The organism is Dyadobacter bucti (genome assembly GCF_005869225.1).
Classification (GTDB): domain Bacteria; phylum Bacteroidota; class Bacteroidia; order Cytophagales; family Spirosomataceae; genus Dyadobacter; species Dyadobacter bucti.
Genome location: NZ_SWFP01000003.1, coordinates 280,331 through 300,135, shown reverse-complemented (window position 1 = coordinate 300,135; position 19,805 = coordinate 280,331). Strand labels below are relative to the sequence as shown.

General features: G+C 44.0%; 19 protein-coding genes. 13 read left to right on the top strand and 6 right to left on the bottom strand.

Annotated elements, in window-relative coordinates; all coding sequences use genetic code 11:
• The first annotated feature begins 78 nt into the window (after positions 1-78).
• The 7 genes from FBF61_RS35270 to FBF61_RS11360 all read left to right on the top strand — a co-directional run bounded on the left by FBF61_RS35270 (position 79) and on the right by FBF61_RS11360 (position 8,614).
• A complete protein-coding gene (locus FBF61_RS35270; RefSeq protein ID WP_262712806.1) occupies positions 79-210 on the top strand; it encodes a hypothetical protein in 132 nt (43 codons plus the stop codon).
• A 118-nt stretch (positions 211-328) separates the two neighbouring features.
• A complete protein-coding gene (locus FBF61_RS11385) occupies positions 329-1,249 on the top strand; it encodes a transketolase family protein (protein ID WP_138477357.1) in 921 nt (306 codons plus the stop codon).
• Positions 1,246-2,940, top strand: coding sequence for a hypothetical protein (locus tag FBF61_RS11380; RefSeq protein WP_138477356.1), 1,695 nt, complete (start codon positions 1,246-1,248; stop codon positions 2,938-2,940). The genes FBF61_RS11385 and FBF61_RS11380 overlap by 4 nt, the downstream gene beginning before the upstream one ends.
• Positions 2,941-2,942: 2 nt before the next feature.
• The gene (locus FBF61_RS11375) at positions 2,943-4,064 is read left to right on the top strand and encodes an acyltransferase family protein (RefSeq protein WP_138477355.1); all 1,122 of its coding nucleotides are present in this window, start codon (positions 2,943-2,945) and stop codon (positions 4,062-4,064) included.
• Positions 4,065-4,137: 73 nt separating this feature from the next.
• Positions 4,138-4,881, top strand: a complete 744-nt coding sequence (locus tag FBF61_RS11370; protein WP_138477354.1) for a glycosyltransferase family 2 protein — start codon at positions 4,138-4,140, stop codon at positions 4,879-4,881.
• An 11-nt stretch (positions 4,882-4,892) separates the two neighbouring features.
• Complete coding sequence (locus FBF61_RS11365; protein ID WP_138477353.1) at positions 4,893-7,577, top strand: hypothetical protein; 2,685 nt, start codon at positions 4,893-4,895, stop codon at positions 7,575-7,577.
• A gap of 44 nt (positions 7,578-7,621) precedes the next feature.
• Positions 7,622-8,614, top strand: coding sequence for an alginate O-acetyltransferase AlgX-related protein (locus FBF61_RS11360; RefSeq protein ID WP_229215008.1), 993 nt, complete (start codon positions 7,622-7,624; stop codon positions 8,612-8,614).
• Between the two features lie 4 nt (positions 8,615-8,618).
• On the opposite strand, the gene FBF61_RS11355 is transcribed toward FBF61_RS11360, so the two are convergent.
• Entirely contained in the window at positions 8,619-9,875 is a 1,257-nt protein-coding gene (locus FBF61_RS11355) for a cation:proton antiporter (RefSeq protein ID WP_138477351.1), read from the bottom strand.
• Positions 9,876-10,195: 320 nt separating this feature from the next.
• Here FBF61_RS11355 and FBF61_RS11350 point away from each other — a divergent pair, with 320 nt between their 5' ends.
• From FBF61_RS11350 to pgeF, 3 genes are all read left to right on the top strand, one after another.
• Positions 10,196-11,338: a DEAD/DEAH box helicase gene (locus FBF61_RS11350; protein WP_138477350.1), complete on the top strand. Its 1,143-nt coding sequence runs from the start codon at positions 10,196-10,198 to the stop codon at positions 11,336-11,338.
• 12 nt (positions 11,339-11,350) lie between these two features.
• Positions 11,351-11,659, top strand: coding sequence for a rhodanese-like domain-containing protein (locus FBF61_RS11345; protein WP_138477349.1), 309 nt, complete (start codon positions 11,351-11,353; stop codon positions 11,657-11,659).
• Between the two features lie 92 nt (positions 11,660-11,751).
• The gene (pgeF, locus tag FBF61_RS11340; RefSeq protein ID WP_138477348.1) at positions 11,752-12,552 is read left to right on the top strand and encodes a peptidoglycan editing factor PgeF; all 801 of its coding nucleotides are present in this window, start codon (positions 11,752-11,754) and stop codon (positions 12,550-12,552) included.
• Between the two features lie 35 nt (positions 12,553-12,587).
• Here the strand turns inward: pgeF and FBF61_RS11335 are convergent, their stop codons facing one another.
• From FBF61_RS11335 to FBF61_RS11325, 3 genes are all read right to left on the bottom strand, one after another.
• Positions 12,588-13,004, bottom strand: coding sequence for a histone H1/H5 family protein, HCT subfamily (locus tag FBF61_RS11335; RefSeq protein ID WP_138477347.1), 417 nt, complete (start codon positions 13,002-13,004; stop codon positions 12,588-12,590).
• 149 nt (positions 13,005-13,153) lie between these two features.
• Positions 13,154-13,684: an RNA methyltransferase gene (locus FBF61_RS11330; protein ID WP_138477346.1), complete on the bottom strand. Its 531-nt coding sequence runs from the start codon at positions 13,682-13,684 to the stop codon at positions 13,154-13,156.
• Positions 13,685-13,765: 81 nt separating this feature from the next.
• Positions 13,766-14,386 carry a response regulator transcription factor gene (locus FBF61_RS11325; protein WP_138477345.1) on the bottom strand — a complete coding sequence of 207 codons (621 nt, stop codon included), beginning with the start codon at positions 14,384-14,386 and terminating at the stop codon, positions 13,766-13,768.
• Positions 14,387-14,792: 406 nt separating this feature from the next.
• Here FBF61_RS11325 and FBF61_RS11320 point away from each other — a divergent pair, with 406 nt between their 5' ends.
• Positions 14,793-15,692, top strand: coding sequence for a GNAT family N-acetyltransferase (locus FBF61_RS11320; RefSeq protein WP_138477344.1), 900 nt, complete (start codon positions 14,793-14,795; stop codon positions 15,690-15,692).
• Positions 15,693-15,694: 2 nt separating this feature from the next.
• Here the strand turns inward: FBF61_RS11320 and FBF61_RS11315 are convergent, their stop codons facing one another.
• Complete coding sequence (locus FBF61_RS11315; RefSeq protein ID WP_138477343.1) at positions 15,695-16,339, bottom strand: FkbM family methyltransferase; 645 nt, start codon at positions 16,337-16,339, stop codon at positions 15,695-15,697.
• A gap of 39 nt (positions 16,340-16,378) precedes the next feature.
• Positions 16,379-17,476 (bottom strand): non-hydrolyzing UDP-N-acetylglucosamine 2-epimerase, encoded by a 1,098-nt coding sequence (gene wecB / locus FBF61_RS11310; protein WP_138477342.1) that lies wholly within the window; start codon positions 17,474-17,476, stop codon positions 16,379-16,381.
• A 126-nt stretch (positions 17,477-17,602) separates the two neighbouring features.
• Between wecB and FBF61_RS11305 the strand changes: the two genes are divergently transcribed.
• Both FBF61_RS11305 and FBF61_RS11300 read left to right on the top strand, forming a co-directional pair.
• On the top strand, positions 17,603-19,123 hold the full coding sequence (locus FBF61_RS11305; protein WP_138477341.1) for a lipopolysaccharide biosynthesis protein: 1,521 nt from the start codon (positions 17,603-17,605) through the stop codon (positions 19,121-19,123).
• A 67-nt stretch (positions 19,124-19,190) separates the two neighbouring features.
• Positions 19,191-19,805 (top strand): class I SAM-dependent methyltransferase, encoded by a 615-nt coding sequence (locus FBF61_RS11300; RefSeq protein WP_138477340.1) that lies wholly within the window; start codon positions 19,191-19,193, stop codon positions 19,803-19,805.

Genomic DNA, 19,805 nt, shown 5'->3' with positions numbered 1-19,805 from the left:
AAGTGTAATTTCCTGAATTTAAGTTAATTTGATAATTTCACACTTACAGGCCCGTTCATAGTTCACCATGATTTTGCTATGAACATTTCAACGGAAAAAGAATATAATGAGGCATTTAAGAAAATCGATGCCCTTATAGCAGAAGATTTTGAAGGTAGTGAAGCTAAACAAAAAGAGTTCCTGGAAGCGGCCAAAGCAATTCAAGACTAAGAAAAAAAATATTATCCAGTTTCCAAGCCTGAGCATCTTCCCGGCTTATCGAAATTAAAATCGGTTCACTTAAAGGTTCATCCTAATCAATGAATAAAAGGATAGCCAAATTTATAAAATGAGAAAAGAATTTTCAACCGCTATGGAGCAGCTGGCAATGGAAGACGATTCCATTGTTTTCATTACCGGCGATCTGGGTTACAATGCACTGGAAAATCTGCAGGCCAAATTGGGCAAAAGATTTATTAATGCCGGTGTAGCTGAGCAAAATATGATCGGCGTTGCAGCCGGATTTGCCCACAAAGGATATAAAGTTTTCTGTTACAGCATTGCCCCTTTCATTGTTTACCGCTGCCTCGAACAATTCCGTAACGACGTCTGTTTCAACAATCTGCCGGTTTTTTTGGTAGGAAATGGCGGTGGATATGGTTACGGGATCATGGGCAGCAGCCACCACACACTGGAAGATCTGGCCTGCCTGAGCGGAATGCAGAATGCCAATGTGTGGGTGCCTGCATTTGCTGATGAAGTCGAACCTGTTGTGCGTCAGATTGCGGCCGAAGGCCGGCCGGCATACCTTCGTTTGGGAGCAGGTAAAACCACACCGGAAAACAGTATAGCGATAGGTTCTTTTAAAATAATCCACCAGGGCAGTGCGTCAGAAATGACCATTTTTGCATTGGGTCCTATTGCCAACAATGTGATGACTGCCTTAGCCCTGTCACCCGAGCTGGCGGACAAGGTAAACGTAGTATCGGCACTTCATTTTCCGTTACAAATAAATGACGATCTGGCGACACTGGTGAAAAACGCACCTGCAATACTGGTGGCAGAAGAGCACATCAGCACCGGCGGACTAGCGCAGCAACTCTCAGTGCAGTTGCTTGAAAAAGGCATCTTTCCGAAAAGTTTCAAAAGTCTGAAAGCCGAAGGTTATCCGAACGGGAGGTATGGAAGTCAGTCCTATCATCAAAAGCTATCGGGGCTTGATCCCGATTCCATCCTGTCACATATTGGTCAAATAATGATTCCGGCATGACAAAAAAGGCTTTAACCTTAATCCTGAGCCTGATCCTGTTGCTACCGATCCTGATTTACTTTACGGTCTGGAATTATTATGCTATCAATATACCCAAGTGGGATGATCATGCTTTGAAGGCTTTTATCCAGGAATATGCCCACGCAACAGACTGGAAATCAAAAATCGCAGCACTTTGCAGACAGCATAATGAGCACCGGATCGTACTGACACGCCTCGTCGCATGGATCGACTACTCCATCTTTGGCAAATTAAACTTTAAACACCTGATGCTGGCAGGGAACCTGCTGCTTTTGGGAATTATTCCGCTCTGGCACCAGCTTCTTAAAAACAATAAGAAGCCGCTTTTCGCGCTTGTCCCCATCCCATTTATCTGGCTTTCACTGGCATTTTGGGAAAATATGTATTGGGGAATGGCTTCTATCCAGAATTTCGGGGTTGTAACACTCTCGCTATGGACGATTTATTTATGTATTAACCCAAAAAATGGACCTTTTATACTTTCCATTTTTCTGGCGGGAGTCACAGTCCTGACCAGTCCAAACGGTTTGTTTGTTCTGCCAATCGGCGCACTTCTGCTTTTTCTTACCCAAAACAGGAAAAGGTTCGCGCTATGGATCATTGTCAGCGGCGCATTCATTTTTGGCTATTTCTATAAATACAGCAGGCCGGAATCCAATCCGGAATCCAATGCATCCATTTTCCAGCTTGTGAAAGGATATATGGCATTTCTGGGATCTTTTGCCGAATCCATCCCGGTGCTCGACCATTTCAAAGCGTGCCTGTTTATAGGAGTGGTGCTATTTCTGGTAGCGGTTTCGATCATTTCCACTACACTTTTCAAGATTTCCAGAAACAAGTATGGCAACAAATTCGAGAGATATACAGACCTCTTCTGCCTTGGTACCATCCTTTTTATACTTGGTACGGCATTGGTTGTTGTGTACGGAAGGGCCGGTTTTGGCCTGGAAGGTCTTATCGATAGCAAATACAAAATTTATTCGGTACTGCTCCTTATCGTTGCCTATTTGTACGTTGTCATTCCGATCCGCGGCAGTTTTTTGTCCCCGTACATCACAACGATCGTATTTCTTGCCATTACATTCAATGTGTTCAGCTACCATTATCACCTGGTGGACGCACATAAATTACGGAAAATGCTGACGACAGATCAGTTCAACTGGACTTATACCGACAAGGAGTTAAAGTATCCCACCGACACTTCTTTTGCCGCCGGGATTGTAGCCAGGACGCCGGTGTTCTACGAAAAACTGCTGCCTCTGATTTCCATCGCAGACAGGCAAAATTATTCCGGCAGCTCACGTGGGATGGTCAATCTATACGACCAGACCACATTCAAAGCTGATGAAAAGTTCTTCACCGTCACAAACAGCAACTTTTCAAGTCAGCGCCTTCAGGACAGCGGCGTGTATATATTACTGAGCTCCAACGACAGATTCTATATTTTCCCTGCTCAAAGGACAAGAAACAAAAGCCGCAAAGAACTGTTTTTGAAACAATACTATTTTGCCCCCGGCTTCCATGCCGAAATCCCCTATTCGGAACTCAATAAAGGAACATACAGGGTTGCGCTTATCAGACAGCAGGGTGACCAGACCGGAATTCTCTTCAGAGATAAACAAATCAATGTGAAAGAAACACAGAAACAGAAAGCGAAGGTAAACTGGTAAACATGCATACAACATCGCAGGGACACATTATTCAACTTGACGGAATCCGTTTCATTGCCATAGCGCTGGTTCTCATCGACCACCTCTTTGTAACCGTAAACGTCATCCCTTTCGGAGCCCTTGGTGTAACCATTTTCTTCGTGCTCAGCGGATTTCTGATTTCCAGGATACTTTTAAAAAGCAAGGAAAAATCTTACGGAACGCCGGGCGGATTCAAGAAATATCTGCGTAAGTTTCTGATACGGAGAACAATCAGGATATTCCCGGTATATTATCTCGTCATTGTTTTCCTGTATGCATTTGATGTACCCCCCGTCCGGGAAAAGCTGGCATGGCTGGCACTTTACGGGACAAATATATATATGGCGCTGTACAAAACCTGGATGGGCTCCATGGATCATTTGTGGTCGCTGGCCGTCGAAGAGCAGGTCTATTTGTTTTTCCCTTTTCTGATCTTTTTTATACCCAAAAACAAACTGATCCCGGTATTGGGTGTGATGGGGCTACTCGGCCTTGCGTTTCGCTTTTTCTATTTTATCATGGTAAAAGATTTTACAAGCGATAACTGGATCGTCACCTATGTAAGCACACCTGCCTGCCTGGATTCATTTGCATTGGGTGCCCTGATGGCATGGCTGCAGCTTTATAAAGGAGATACATTCCGTAAGCTTTTTGACAAATCCTGGCCTGTATTAGGCGGATTAATCCTCTGGATCATTCTGCAATACTGGTCCCGGTCTTTTGAACAAAGATTCAATATCTCGTTCGTCGTCTTCGACAGGCTGGTTTCGTCAATCTTTGGTTTTTTCCTGATCGGCAGGGCTGTGATCGGTTTTAACGGGCCGATAGCTGCTTTTCTTGAAAATCCAGTGAGCATTTATCTTGGCAAGATCAGTTACGGCCTGTACTTGTATCACAACTTTGTTTATAATCATTTTCATAGTGGGCCTATGCACCCAACGGTACGATTATTTAACAAAATCTACCAGTACATCCCTGACCTGAGAGGCAATGTCGCTTTTGAGGCATTGATAGTCATGGCTCTTACAATTATAATCGCCGCCCTTTCATGGCACTTTTTCGAGAAGCCGATCAACGCATTAAAGGATAGGTTCGCTTACTAAATTATCATTTTTCATAGCCTGGTTACACGCTTTATTTATTAATTTCGCCCAAACATACCAAATAAGATTCTGCATGTCGTACCTTCTCAGTATAGTAATGCCCGCTTACAATGAACAGGATTGTATAGAAAAAGTAGTTTACAACTGGACTGATTTCCTTAAAAATAAATTTCCAAACGATAATACAACGCTCATCGTCATCAATGATGGGTCGAAGGATAATACGAAGGTTCTTCTGGATCAATTGGAACAAAAGGTTACCAACCTGACGGTGATCAACCAGAAAAACGGCGGTCATGGCAATGCTGTGGTAAACGGGTACCGCAAAGCACTGGAACTGGATTCACAATACGTTTTTCAGACGGATAGCGACGACCAGTTTGTTTCAGACGATTTTGATAAACTGTGGGCTAAGCGTGAACAATCACAGTTTATTCTGGGCTACCGGGAAATACGTCATGATGCCGGCGTGCGTTTGTTCATCACCAAATTCCTGCGCGGTACGATTTCAGCTGTTTATGGAACCTTTATTATGGACAGCAACATTCCGTTCCGTCTTATTAAAGGTACTTTCCTGAAAAAATTGATGGACCAGCTGCCTGTTCCAGAGCCTTTTGCGCCGAATATATTTTTGTCGGTAATGGCGAAAAAATCAGGACAACAGCTTTTTGATATTCCGATTACGCATAAAGACCGCGAAACAGGAACGGTTTCCATCGTCAAATGGAATTTGTGGAAAGTGTGTATAAGAAGCTTTAAAGAACTGCTGCGGTTCCGTCTGGATCTGAATAAAAAAGTAAGGGCGATCCGCGCTTAAAAACCAGGCTTGTGTCGAAAAAAAAGATTTTTGTAATCCTGCTGATTATTGCCGTTGCGTCAGCAGGATATTTCCTTTTTAAATGGTCCCGAGGCTCTTCTGCCGCCTGGAAATTTATTCCGTCCAATGCTATTGTTGTCATCACAAGTGAACATTTGCAGGATTCGCTGTATGTCGCGACGGAGGCTGATCTTGACATCAAAAGGTTGCCACTACTCGATATCGCAAGTGACAATCTTTCGCTGCTGAATCTGCTTACTCCTGATAAAAAAAAGCTTTACAATTTTCTCAAAGGCAAGGATCTCTCCTATTCATATCATCCCCGCACCAGTACCGAATGGGGGGTTATCATGTATATTCCGATTTCCGGTGATGAGGAGTCAAAATGGCTGGGCAGTCCCCAACATGCCAGCATCCGAGCTTTGCATCACACCTTCCAGGATCACCGGATCACAGACATTATCGACAATAATTCAAGACCGCTGTTCTCCTATCTGATCAAAGACAATTTCTTGATCCTCAGTTATTACGGCGACCTGATCGAAGATGCCGTCCGGGCTTCTTCCTTGAATATCAGCTCTTTCAAATTGAAATCGCAGTTTGCTTCCATGAGCGATTCTCAATATGGGACGAGCTTGTATATCAGAAATGAAGCATGGAAATCTGTGGTTCCGACGGGCGGGAGCAACGGAACTTTCAATGAGTTTTCGAAGGGTTTCCCGGTCCTCCAGGATTTTCATATTGAGAACACGATTAAGCAAGGCAATCTCTCTTTAAAGTCTGCCGGCGCCGATGCTCCTGATTATTACCTTACCAAAATCCTTAAAGATATCCCCGGTGCTCCGTTTGCAGGCCATAAACACATTTCTCAGCAAACCTCTTTCTTTTACAGGTCGGCGGCAGTGGATAAAGCGGCATTTAAAAAGGCATTTCTAAAATGGCATAAAGGCTACAAATCCGAAGCCTGGGACAAGCTCTATTACCATATCTCAAACGAGAGCAATCTTCTCATTGATAATCTCGGATCAGAATTGATTTTGTGCCAACTTGAGGAAAATAACAGCATAAGCGACGGAAAAATACTACTAGCTGAATTTTCAAACTATGATAAGCTGAGACCTGTTTTACAAAAGCTGGCGAAGCTTTCGACGCAGGAAACCAATGTTTCAGCCGACCAGTACCAGGGCTACGATATTTATTCGATTCCCATTCCCGAACTTCCATCCGGGCTTTACGGACCGATGTTCTCCGGTTTCAAACGAAGCTACATCACATACGTAGCGCCTTACCTCGTGATCAGCAACAATTCCCAGGTACTCCAGAATTACATTGTAGACTATGAAAACCAGATCACCTGGAAGCAATCTCCCGAATTTGACAGCGTGCTGACAAATGCTAAATCGGAAGCCCAGCTTTCTTTGATCGTTAACCTTCGCAAAGCCCAGTCAAGAACGGACAATGTGGGCACTAAAAACTACCCGGATTTCACCTCAAAAATTGAGTCAGTTCTTGTTCAGTGTCACTTGGAAAGCGATAATGCCTATCCTGAAATAACGTTGGTTCCAAAGAAAAGGCAGACCGCGAGCAAAGTACTGAACCGCACATTTTTGAATATTGACATTGAATGGCCGGTCATATTTGATACTGAACTTGCCGCACTTCAGAACCCGGTCGACGGCAGCTCGGAAATCCTGCTCACGGATCAGAACAACAATCTACTCAGAACCAATAATTTGAGAGAAGGTAAAACTGAAACCATTGCGAAGCTGAACGGCCCGATCGTCACGGCCGCTTATAAAGTGGATTTCCTCAATATCGGAAGGCAGCAAAGGATATTTGCCACCAGCCGGACGGTGTATGCCCTTGACGAGGACGACTCCACCAGGGTAACCACTTTCACAGGTAGTCTGCCTTCTGGCGAGGACATTAGTGCTTTGTATGCCATCGACGGCGGTGATGAAGGTAGTAACCGGTTTATTATCAAGAATAAATCGGAAGAATTGTTCCTTTGGGAAAGTGTTACCAAGCCTGTCAAAAAGCTGAATTACTCGACGCGTTTTGAAAATATCCAGGGTCCTGTGGTCGCGCTGAACCAGATCGGAAACCGGGGTTTCATTGTTACGCAGAAAAATGGAAAGATATATCTGCTGAAAGAAAACGGAACGGTACGCCCGGGTTTCCCCGTTGATATTCTGACGCGGACGGAAAGCGCATTTACCTGGACACAGAACCTGGCATCGGGCCAACCGGAGCTTGTTGGTTTGAGCGTGTCCGGCGAAGTGATCAGAATCGGACTCGACGGTAGGATTACTTCCAGAAAACAGCTTATCAGGCCCGAACCAGGCTCAAAATTCAGAACAGTTTTCGACCGGAATTCGCTGGACTGGATTTTGATCCGGTCGCTGAATTCCAAAACTGCTATCATTACCAAAGAGGGAAAAGAGCTTTTCGAGATCAAGGATATCCTGCCGAATTCGGTTATTCAATATCACTTTTTCGGTGTCGACAATCGTTTTATTTCGATCAAATCAGGAAATTACACCACTGTATTTGATATGACAGGTAAACGACTGGGTGACAAAGCAATTCCTTCAGAAATGCCTGTGCAGCTCACTTATCAGCCAGGGTATTACAAACTATTGATATTCAGCAGGTCGGAAAAAAAGATACAAGTTTGGTCGGTTAAGTTGCGGTAGCAATTATGAAATTCTTAAAGTACGCTATTCTCGTTTTGTGTTGTATGATTTGGGTAATCGGCCTAAGTCCGGCTTTGCTTTCACAATTTCAGCGTTTGGGCCTGATCCAGGATGGTTATCACTATGGTGACCTTTACCGGCTTTCCAATCTGTCCGACTTTCGCGATCCCAGGAAAAAGTGTACGGGATATAAGCCGCCCGTCAAATCAACTTCAAAAAAAGTCCATTTGTATGTGATCGGCGATAGCTTTACCGAAAAACAACGGGTCGAAAAAAAGGATTTTCCGGTGGACAATTACACCTACGTTCACTGGAGTGATTTTCTGCATATCAAAACCGATACCTCGGAAACCAATGTACTTTTAATCGAATCAATTGAAAGGCATTTCAGGCAAAAAATGGTTGCCCCGATTTCCGTCCTGATTCCTGATACCGCCACCTTTGTTACCAGATATGTTCCACAGAAATTCATGCACCGCCTGGATGATGCTTTTAAGTCCACGCACACAGAAGACCGCTTGGACGCATTACTCTTCCAAAACGACTTTTTTCTGAAATTAAAAGAATGGAAAGCCGATTTCAACCAGTTTGTTTTTAATCGGGTCAACAAAACCGTTACCCTTGTGAATAATGACAGGGATATGGTCTATTATATGGACACAGACCGGGACACTTCGACCGTTACTTCATCGTTCTCCGAACTGGATAATTCAGAAGTTGACACAATCGTCCAGAATCTGAACCGAAGCCGCGAAATAGCCGATTCTCTTGGTTTTGATGCTGTCATGTTATCCATCATTCCCAACAAGGTGTCTGTCCTGAATCCCGATTTTGGTGAGTATAACAACCTGATTGAAAGGATATACAAGCATCCCGATTTTCAAATCCCGTACATTGATGTTCTTGCCGACTACCGGAAAATGGGCACATCTTCCTACCTAAAAGGCGATTCGCACTGGACTTGCGAGGCACAGTTTCTCTGGCTGAACAAGACCAATGCATTGCTCAATCAGCTGGTCGAAAACCCTGAAATGTAAGGTGCTACTTATTATTTTCTTCGTTTTCCGTCATCTTGGCTGTCAGTTTCCCGACTGTAAGCCCCTGTACAATGATTGAGAAAAGCACCACGAAGTAGGTTACTGCGAGGATCAGATCCTTATTTAATTCCTGGTCTATCGAAAGTGCGAGCGCTATGGAGACCCCGCCCCGCAATCCTCCCCATATAAGGATCGTAATGGATTTTTTACCAAACTTGGTTTTAAAAGGAATCAACCGGACAGGTATGTAAATAGATACGAACCTCGCGAAAAGAACTACGGCAATGGTAATAAGTCCCGCCCAACTGTACTGTTTGAGGTCCGGTATCAGAAGCAGCTCAAAACCTATGATCAGAAATAGTATGGCATTCAGGATTTCATCCACGAGCTCCCAAAACTTGTCGATATAATCCCGCTCGGTTTCCGAAACTCCGCCCAGATTTTTTCCATAATTTCCCACTACTAACCCTGCCGCTACCATCGCCAGCGGGCCTGACATGTGCATTGCCTGAGCCGCCAGATGCCCACCCATTACAATGGCGAGTGTGATTAAAACATGCACATTATAGCCGTCGACTCGGTAGATCATCTGGGATCCTACAAAGCCCAGCACAAGGCCCAATGCAATCCCGCCGAGCGCCTCTTTCGCCAGCAGCATAGAAATACCGCTGAATGAAGTATTTACTTCTTCCCCACGCGCCAGTGCCAGCATCAGGATAAATACCACTACCGCCATACCATCATTAAAAAGGGATTCCCCAGCAATTTTAGTCTCGAGGGATTTGGGCACACCCGCTTGTTTCAGAATTCCTAAAACGGCAATCGGGTCGGTGGGAGAAATTAATGCTCCGAAAACGAGGCACTGGATCAGCGGAATATGCATCCCCAGAAGCGGAAGGATATTGAACATCAAAAAACCGATCACAAAAGTCGAGATCACCACACTCACTGTTGAGAAAATAATAACAGGCATTCGCTGTTCCTTCAGGTCTTCCAGATGCAAATGGATTGCTCCTGCAAACAACAGGAAATTAAGCATGGCGCCCATCAGAATTTCGGTCAGATCCACACTCGCGATCAGGTTTGTGATCCGGACGAAAGTCTTTGGAAAGATACTGTCAGTTGCAATTAAACCCAGCGAAACGATCAGGGCTATGACCATAATTCCGATGGACGCGGGAAGTTTCAGAAATCTGGCATTGACGTATGAAAAAATGGCTGAAAGGACAATTAAAGCAGAAAAAGAATAGTATAACTCCATGGATAACAATTTTAAATTAGCCCAAAATAGTAAAATCCGGGCTATAAACCTTGGCCAGAAAGGCCGTACGGAGCAACTCTAATGGTATTCTAATTTAAAATTCACTCGAACAATAGCAGCCCTAAATGACAGATTTGTCTGAAAAATTGGCCCGTATCGGCATCCTTCATGCAATTGTAAATAAACATGGGTACCTTTGCGGAAGCATACGGACTGAACGTTTAAAATTTCAGCGCTGTTATACCATCGGCCTGCATTAGGCCATTCATATATCCGGCCGTTTTATTTATCAAAATATGAGTGGCCTTTAAAAAAACCAAATGACATTTCAAGATTTAAAACTCATTGAGCCCATTGCAAAGGCGCTCCAAGAAGAAGGTTACACCACTCCTACCCCGATCCAGGCAAACGCCATTCCCATTATACTAGAACGCAGAGATTTGTTAGGCTGCGCGCAAACCGGAACAGGGAAAACCGCCGCTTTCGCCATCCCCATGCTGCAGCTACTGCATTCAAATCCTGTAAACAGATCCGAAAGAAGCAGAATCCGGGCACTGATTTTAACTCCTACCCGCGAGCTGGCCATTCAGATCGGTGAGAGTTTTACCGCATACGGAAGGCACACTTCTGTAAAGAGCACGGTAATATTTGGTGGCGTAGGCCAAAAACCGCAGACTGACGCAATCCAGAGAGGTGTAGATGTACTGATCGCCACACCGGGACGGTTGATAGATCTTATTAACCAAGGTTTTATAAAATTAAACCAGCTTGAATTTTTCATCCTGGATGAAGCGGACCGTATGCTGGATATGGGTTTTGTCCATGATGTAAAGAAGATCATCAAATTGCTGCCCGCAAAACGCCAGTCGCTTTTCTTCTCGGCAACAATGCCGCCTGCGATTGTGACACTGGCCAATACGATTCTTACCAACCCCGCGAAAGTAGAGGTTACGCCAGTATCTTCCACGGCTGACACAATCCGGCAATCTGTGTTTTTTGTTGATAAATCGGATAAGAACTCGCTGCTCCTGCATATATTAAAAGATACATCCATCGCAACTGCTCTGGTTTTTACGAGGACTAAGCATGGTGCAGATAAGGTTGTGAAAGTTTTAAGAAAAGCCGGCGTGACTTCAGAAGCTATTCACGGAAATAAATCTCAGAATGCGAGGCAAACTGCATTAAAGAATTTCAAAACACAGACTACCAGGGTTTTGGTGGCTACAGATATCGCTGCGAGGGGAATTGATGTCGACGATCTGACGCATGTGATCAACTATGAGATACCTAATATTCCCGAAACCTATGTGCACAGGATCGGCAGGACCGGCCGCGCCGGAGCCAAGGGAACTGCACTCTCTTTCTGCGACCTGGAAGAAAAAGCATTTCTAAGGGATATTCATAAGCTGATCTCCAAAAATATACCAGTCGTTCAGGACCATCCGTTCGCAAACGCCAGGTAAACTCCGGAAGTCGTGACAAGGAATACTTACACCGATATTGATCTGCCGGAAGCCAGAAAAATTATTCGTGACGATCCCGGTTCTGTGCTGGTTGACGTTCGCGAGGCCTGGGAGTTCGAAGAATTCAATGAAGGAGGGGTCAATATTCCACTGGCCGAAATAAGAGAAAAGAGAAGCATACTCGTACAGTATCAAAAAATAATTGTGATCTGTACCAACGGCGTGAGGAGTAAAGTAGCTGCGATGGACTATTGTCGTGTTGCTGACTGGAAGGATAAATCGATATTTCACGTAAAAGGCGGAATAATAGAGTCGGAATGAAAAGGGGGGTGCTCAACGGGCACCCTCTTTTTGTTGTTAATTTAAAGGCAAGCTATACATTTGAAGAACCATAGCACAAGTAAGCCAGATCCATGAAGGAGCAAAGTATATCAACACAAAAGCCACTTTTTCGCGTACCACGCATTTTCAGTCAATTTCCCGAGTTGATAGCAGCCGAGAGCACCAGGCACGGGGGAGTGAGCAAAGAACCTTACAACTCACTGAACCTGGGCGGCTCATCTCCCGACGATCCTGAAAATATTGCCGAAAACAACCGGCGCTTTTTTGCGGCATTAAACGTATCCCTGGACCGTGTGGCTAAGTCACATCAGGTTCACGGAACAGCCATTATGAATGTTGAGCATCCGGGAAGATTTGAAATGTACGATGCATTAATAACGGATAAACCCAATGTGCAACTTGCTGTGACTATTGCCGACTGCACGCCTATCCTGATCTATGACCCGGTACTAAAAGCTATTGCAGCCATTCATGCCGGCTGGCGAGGAACTGTCGGGCTGATTGTACAAAAAACCACACAAGCTTTACAAGAACAGTTCGGAACAAATCCTGGAAATTGCTATGCTTATATCGGAACCTGTATTGACGAATGTTCTTTTGAAGTTGGCAAAGAGGTAGCCGAGCATTTTAACCCGGAGTACAAACGATGGGACGCCGGACGAGGCAAATATTATGTAAATCTTAAACTGGCCAATCATGACCAATTGGTAAGTGCAGGACTTAAAACTGAGCATATCGAAATTTCTCCATATTCGACCGTCATCCACAATGAAGATTATTTTTCATACCGTCATGAGAAAGGTCTGACAGGAAGGATGCTTGCGACAATAGGAACAAACAGCACAAAAAAATTCAACCCTGTTGAGAGTTGAATGCGGTTTATCAAAATAAATTGCATTAGCGGGCTTTATTCTGCCGTAACCGGCTTAGCCTCATCTTTTGGGGCCGTAGTTTTTATCGCAGGTTTTGCGGGAGCTTTTGGGGCTGGTTTAGTGCTTGTTACCTTCGCTACTGCAGTTTTGGGTTGTGGTGCAACAGGTGCCGTAGGTGCAACAATGGCAACAGGCAGGGTTACCTTCTCTAATTTACTTTTTTTTGTTTTCGAATGCTTGTCTTTGGATTTTAACTTCTTTTCAGCGTTTTTAGCTTCCTTCGCTTTCTTTTTCAAAGTTTCCTTTTCAAACTTAGCCACCTTTTTGGCTAGTTTCTCAGCTGCTTTTTCGATAGACTTCTTTATTTTTTTTGATCCGGCCGAGACTGCATCGATTTTTCCTGCGAGCGTCTCTGCAATTTCATTCGACAATTTTTTTGTAGCAGATTTCATAACCTAAATAGTAAGATCGTTAAAAATAGACTGGTAACAACCAGATTCGGGCGTCTTTTAAACAAGCGGATCAGCGTTCACCATAACGTTAGTAATAACTTGCAATTACGTTTTATTAAATCACAAAGACCAAATTTTCTGTGTTATATTTATGTTAAGTTTTTTCTGACAAATTCCCATAATACGATCCCCGCTGAAACCGACACGTTAAAAGAATGTTTGGTACCAAACTGAGGTATTTCCAAGCAACCATCGGAAGCGGCAATGACCTCATCTGCTACACCCTCTACTTCATTTCCAAATACAAAGGCGTATGGAATACCTGGTTCAGGAGCAAAATTCTGCAACAAAACGCTGCCTTCTGCCTGCTCTACACACCAGACATGGTATCCCCGGTTTTTCAGTTTTTTGACTGCATCTACTGTCTGCCGTTCCTTTTCCCAGGTTACAGAAAGTTCAGCCCCAAGCGCGCTCCTGGTTATTTCCCGGTGCGGAGGCTGTTGCGTATAACCGCAAAGAATAATTTTCTGTGCCCTAAAAGCATCCGCGGTCCGGAAAAATGATCCCACATTATTGAGACTGCGAATGTTATCCAAGACTATCACGAAAGGAAATTTCTCAGACTCTTTGAATTCCTCCACCGTCAAACGGCCCATTTCCTCAACACTAAGTTTCCTCATAACTACCGATTTATTACCTGGTATGTAAAAAAAATCCCTGCCCCTTTGAGAAGGCAGGGATTTCAAAATTCCAAAAGAGCCTTACTTGATCTTGGTGATCAGCTCTACAATATTTTTAACGCCCAGCTTTTCAAATATCCTGGCTTTATAAGTACTAACTGTGGAAAGTTGCAGATTAAGCTTTTCAGCAATTTTTGCCGTTCCGAAACCTTCTTTAAGGAGGTTCATAACGTCCGTTTCTCTTGGAGAAAGGCTAACGATCGGATCTGGCTGAAATTCCTTGGGGTTGATGAGCCTGTTGATATTCATCTGCTGCATATCTTCACTCATGTATTTCTTATTATTGAGGACACTCATTACCGCAGACTTAAACTCTTCTTCCGGTGCATCTTTGGACAAATATCCGTCTGCTCCAGCCTGAAGATACATAAGGCCGTAAAGTTGTTCATCATAACTGGAAAACATCAGTATTCTTATCCCGGGAGATTTACTGCGAATGGTCTCAACCATTTTGGTGGTGTTACCTCCCGGAATATTGATATCCAGGATCAGGAGGTCGTAGGCTTTCGTTTCCAGTTCCTGAAGGATTTTATCAAAATCGTCAACATCAGAAATTGTTGACTCGGGGATTAAAGACTTCAGAAGGTGTTTGGTACCTATCCTCACCACTGCATGGTCCTCGGCAATAAGTATGTGTTTCATGTACGGGTTCGTGTCCAATTGAATTAGGATTACTTTGTATTCTTGGTTAAATTAAGCAAACTACTTTATGTTATACAACGATCTTTCAATAAAAGATCCTGATTTACAATCTAAACAGGCATTTGACGAATAATTTGCAACTGTGTTACGAATTAACAAATTTAGCGATCAGCATTGTATTAAACATGAAAAATATCAAATTAGTATACCAATTTTTAGCAAACGTGTAGAAATCGTTATCGATCGGCTCAAATTTCTAAAAAAATAAGTTCAATTAATGTACATATTTACCCTGATATAAAATTTTACATATATCAAACTAGATACACACTACTCTGAAACTAGGTGGCAGCATAACGGATGCGAAGTACGATTATTCACAACCTCGGACACTTCATGCGGCGATTTGAGCTTCCGTCCTTTCCTGTACCTGAAACCTGAGCATCTGGGCACACAGAGCACTGGGTTAATATTTTCTTTCCTGCTCTTCACTGAAAACATCCCCGCGCCTTGTGGAATTTTTCACTGCGCAGAGCCCACTCCCGGTCATTGGGTGTCGCCTCTCAGGGCTCCCTTTGGCGGAATTCAGGTGGATAAAAATTGTAAGCAAGATGATCTTGATTTCTTAGTTTGCTGTATAAAAGAATTTATTGCCGCTCGCGAAGGTAAGAAACTGATCGTTAAAACCGCTCCTTTAAGCTATTACGCCGCCTGGGAATATATACGCCTGGACTACACCTATCGCAGCGCTGGCTTCACAGTATCCGGCGAATTCATCAACCATTCAATTCCCGTTGATTCCGATAGATTTACCTATCACATCGCTGCATCAGAAAACAGAAAATTAAAAAGGGCAAAGGCAGCGGGATTCAGGGCCGGTCTGGAACAAAATCTCCCGGCTGGATTTATTCATAGCTTTTTGTTCGAATGCAGGACACTGAAAGGATATTCGCTCACATTATCGCAGCAACAAATTGAGGAACTGCTGATGAAATTCAAGGAAGAAGTAAAGATTTTTACCGTCAGGGATTCGGAGAAAATAATCGCCCTTTCATTGACTGTCCGCGTAAGCCGCGGCATTATCTACAACTTCCTGTCGGCAGATGTCCCCGACTACCGTCACTACAGCCCCTATGTGATCCTGACCGAAACAATTTACAGCTATTGCTGGAAAGAAGGAATAGCCACCCTCGACCTTGGCATATCACTGGATCATAAAGGAATTCATAAACCTTCTCTGGCCCGTTTTAAACAAAACATCGGAGGAAAAGAAAGTGTCAAGAGAACGTATGAACTGACGTTTTGAAATCAGATGCCCAGGCAATTATTATCCCGGTAAAATACACTGGTGCAGGTTTCAATGCCCACGATCGGCGCCATTCCAATAAAATCCAGTCTCCTGAAACCTCTTCCGGCCAGATATTCTTTAGCCGTCTGATACCAATGTCTCTCTGAATTGTCAAGAATGAGAACGCCGTCGTCCGTCAGAAAATCGATCGCAAAACTGGCACATTTAACCCGGTTTGGGCCAGCGACAGCTATGATATGGTATAGCTCTCCTGTGGACTGCACCGATTTAACATAGGAATCTCCCAAAGGCTTTTCGAGTATTTTCGCATTCGCCGGAAGCTTGGAACTTATCTGCCTGATCCAGTCACTGTCGTGCTCAACCGCAGTAATATGTTTTACCTGACCGGCGTACCATCTCGTCGAGTTACCTGAACCATACTCAAATACTTCAAAATGAGATTTGATTCTTGGTTTGAGGAATAAGATAAAAGGATAAGTATACCATGGCAACGGATCACCATTGATATCAATTGACTGTTTGGTGTGAAAGCTTCTGAACCAGCCATATTGTTTCAGGGCACCATCCAGGGATAGCTGGACGCTACCACCCAGACCAATACTGTTCAGCAAACTCCAGACACTGTTTTTTAAAATCTTGATCATTTCGGATTGGCCGTCAAGCCTTAATTTCTCACAAACGTACTAAATGTATTTTTCTCTTAAAATTGCAACGATCCTCTCAGCAGCCTGGCCGTCCCACAAATAGGGGATTTTACCTATTTTCGGAGATCCGCCGAGTATTGATTCCATGGCAGGCCGGACAACTTCCTTATCCAGTGTATTCAAAAGATTATTTGTCCCGACTTCTACGGTAACAGGACGCTCCGTACTTTCCCGGAGCGTGATGCAGGGTACATTTAAAAAGGTGGTTTCCTCCTGAACGCCCCCTGAATCTGTAATGACCAGTGCAGCGTTGTCCATGAGATTCAAAAACTCAAGATAACCCAGCGGTCTCATGATCTGAAGTCCTCTTATGCGTTCGACTTCATTTTTCAATCCAAAAGCTGCTATATTTTTCAAGGTACGCGGATGCAATGGAAATACAACAGGTACATCTCCGGCAACACATTTTATTATCTCAATAACTTGCCTCAGACTCTTTTCGTTGTCCACATTGGCTGGCCTATGCATTGTCATCAATACGTATGATCTGGTTCTCAAGTTGAGCTGCTCAGAAATTTTTAACTCAGAGGCCTTTGCACGATAGCGTACCAGCGAATCAATCAATACATTTCCGGTGAAGTGGATCTTTTCTGCCGGGATATTCTCTTTTCTTAGATTGTCCACAGCTGCCTGCTCAGTCACAAACAGTTGATCCGAAATGCTATCTGTCATGATCCTGTTGATCTCCTCCGGCATTCTCCGGTCCCCGCTCCTGAGCCCTGCCTCCACATGAACAACCGGAACCTGTTCTTTTGCTGCGACCAATGCACAGGCAAGTGTTGAGTTTACATCGCCTACTACCAGTACCATATCGGGTTTTTCAGTGTGAATAACCTTCTCGAATTGCAACATGATACCAGCGGTCTGCTCTGTGTGAGATCCGTTATTTATTCCCAGAAAATAATCCGGTCGCGGCAGATTGAGCTGATCAAAAAAAATACCAGACATTTGGTCGTCATAATGCTGACCGGTATGTACGATCCTGGATTCCATATCACGATGCTTTTGAAAAACTGCATGTATAGGGGCCACTTTTATAAAATTGGGCCTAGCGCCAACGATACTTAAAACTTTCAAACCAGATAATATTTAGTCATCAAAAGAAATATAGACTAAGACGACGATACCCCTAAATAGTAACGCTCGTTAGGCTATCTTGTCGTTTTTACCGTATTTCGCCCTGTTAAACCAAGTAGAACCTCAATGGGGATTATTGTACGTCAGGGATTTAAAAGCTCAATTGTTTCTTATATTGGTGTAATCATTGGGATTTTTAACATTCTGATACTGTACAATCAGTATCTGACCCAGGAGCAACTCGGTTTGTATGCTTCCACCCTGCTCACATTCCCGGTAATATATATGTCATTTGCCCTGCTGGGCGTCCCCTCAGTCGCGGTGCGGTTTCACAGCAGGTTTCAGGACGACCATTCAAGGAGGCAGCTTTTCACGTTCATCATTATCACTCCTCTGATCGGCCTGGCCGCTTTCGTCCTGCTGTATCTTTTGTTTAAGCCACTGTACTTAAAGTTTTATCTCGACCACTCGCCGATGTTGGTCAGGTATTACTATGTATTTATTCCGCTCACCGTTGGGATGGTTTACCTGCTGGCCCTGGAATCATACTCCCGGATCAATCTTCGTATTGCAGTACCTTCTTTGATCCGCGAGGTAGGATTACGGCTCGCGAACAGTCTGGTGGTCATTCTTTTTGGTTTCAAGATCATCTCTTTCGATACCATGGTCAATCTGACGGTGGTAAGTTACGGCGTAGCTATTACAGCGATGCTGGTGTATCTCCATTTTCAAAAACGATTGTACACTTCGCTTGATTTTGGTTTCATAAAACACCCGGCTTTCAAAGAAATGTACCGTTACGGACTCTGGGTAGTGCTTGGCGGCGCCAGTGCAGCTTTGCTCCCACATATCGAAAAGGTATTGCTTCCAGCTTTTCAGGGAGGGCTCGGTAGTACTGCTGTCTTCGATATTGCCTCACGGATCGCCCTTGTGATTTCCATACCAAGAAACAGTATTGTGATGATCAGCGCGCCGATTATTTCAGAAGCCTACGCCAGGAACGACATTGCTCACATTGATACCATATACAAAAAATCGTCCCTGAACCTTTTTATCATAGGCACGTTTCTTTTCCTCGGGATCTGGTCAAACATTGATGCGATTTTCAGCCTGATCCCCAAATCCGATATTTACGCGCAGGGAAAATGGGTGGTTTTGATGGTCGGCGTATCCCGGATCACGGACATGATGACTGGCTTGAACACCGAAATTCTCACCAATTCGCGCTATTATCGTTATGATATTGTGTTCATGCTTTTCTTCACAGTTCTGATACTTTTCAGCAGCCAGTTTCTGATCCCTATTTATGGTTTCAACGGTGCTGCCGCGGCTGCGTTATTTTCAACTGTAACCTACAATGTAGTAAAGCTGTTCTTCATACGTTACAAAATGAATATTCAGCCGTTTACAATCGGAACCGTAAAAGTTATCATTCTCGCGGCAGTGGCGTACCTGGCTGTCTGGTTTATTCCAGCGTCTTCTTCCGGCAAACTTTCCGATATTCTGGTAGATGTGCTGACCAGGTCGGTTATTGTCACGATTATTTTTGGCGGCGGGGTTCTTGCCTGGAAAGTTTCGGAAGATATTTCAAATGGTTTCAGCGCCGGCTGGAATTTGATCAAAACGAGTATTTCCAAAAGTGAATAAGCTGATTACTATCTTTGAGGAAACAAATGCATTACGAATTCCAGCATTTAATTAATTTATTTTTCTGATGTCTTTAACGCAAAAAATAGTTGCCGGCATTCTAAAACAGCCTTTCAGCCTGTTTCAGCTGGTTTCTTATGACCGTTCCAAACCTGTGAATATGGTTGTTGGCTCCATGTTTTCGCTTTATAAAGGATGGATCCATTCCGACATCGAAACTTTAAACCTTTTGAAAAAAAGCGACTGGGAAAAATACTTCCCCGAGAACTCAATCGACCGTATTCTGGCTGAGCACGTCTGGGAACATTTGACACCGGATGAGGGAAAACTGGCATTCAGGCACTGCTACACCTATCTGAAACCCGGCGGATTTTTGCGGGTTGCAGTGCCGGACGGTTTTCATCCGGACGAGGAATACATTAATTATGTAAAGCCGGGTGGTACCGGAAACGGCGCCGACGACCACAAACTCCTCTATAACTACAAACTGATGTCCGGTTTTTTAGAAGAAATAGGGTTTAAGGTAAAGCCACTCGAATATTTTGATGAAAACGGTGAGTTCCATAAAAATCCCTGGAAACCGGAAGACGGCATGATCAGACGTTCCGCTGATCATGACAGCCGGAACCAAAATGGCAAGCTAGGCTATACTTCTCTGATTATTGATGCCTTTAAGAGCTAA

Bases quoted from the DNA above. Each gene is read 5' to 3' on its own strand.
- FBF61_RS35270 (WP_262712806.1), top strand. From the start codon at position 79: ATGAACATTTCAACGGAAAAAGAATATAATGAGGCATTTAAGAAAATC.
- FBF61_RS11385 (WP_138477357.1), top strand. From the start codon at position 329: ATGAGAAAAGAATTTTCAACCGCTATGGAGCAGCTGGCAATGGAAGAC.
- FBF61_RS11380 (WP_138477356.1), top strand. From the start codon at position 1,246: ATGACAAAAAAGGCTTTAACCTTAATCCTGAGCCTGATCCTGTTGCTA.
- FBF61_RS11375 (WP_138477355.1), top strand. From the start codon at position 2,943: ATGCATACAACATCGCAGGGACACATTATTCAACTTGACGGAATCCGT.
- FBF61_RS11370 (WP_138477354.1), top strand. From the start codon at position 4,138: ATGTCGTACCTTCTCAGTATAGTAATGCCCGCTTACAATGAACAGGAT.
- FBF61_RS11360 (WP_229215008.1), top strand. From the start codon at position 7,622: ATGATTTGGGTAATCGGCCTAAGTCCGGCTTTGCTTTCACAATTTCAG.
- FBF61_RS11355 (WP_138477351.1), bottom strand. From the start codon at position 9,875: ATGGAGTTATACTATTCTTTTTCTGCTTTAATTGTCCTTTCAGCCATT.
- FBF61_RS11350 (WP_138477350.1), top strand. From the start codon at position 10,196: ATGACATTTCAAGATTTAAAACTCATTGAGCCCATTGCAAAGGCGCTC.
- pgeF (WP_138477348.1), top strand. From the start codon at position 11,752: ATGAAGGAGCAAAGTATATCAACACAAAAGCCACTTTTTCGCGTACCA.
- FBF61_RS11335 (WP_138477347.1), bottom strand. From the start codon at position 13,004: ATGAAATCTGCTACAAAAAAATTGTCGAATGAAATTGCAGAGACGCTC.
- FBF61_RS11330 (WP_138477346.1), bottom strand. From the start codon at position 13,684: ATGAGGAAACTTAGTGTTGAGGAAATGGGCCGTTTGACGGTGGAGGAA.
- FBF61_RS11325 (WP_138477345.1), bottom strand. From the start codon at position 14,386: ATGAAACACATACTTATTGCCGAGGACCATGCAGTGGTGAGGATAGGT.
- FBF61_RS11315 (WP_138477343.1), bottom strand. From the start codon at position 16,339: ATGATCAAGATTTTAAAAAACAGTGTCTGGAGTTTGCTGAACAGTATT.
- FBF61_RS11305 (WP_138477341.1), top strand. From the start codon at position 17,603: ATGGGGATTATTGTACGTCAGGGATTTAAAAGCTCAATTGTTTCTTAT.
- FBF61_RS11300 (WP_138477340.1), top strand. From the start codon at position 19,191: ATGTCTTTAACGCAAAAAATAGTTGCCGGCATTCTAAAACAGCCTTTC.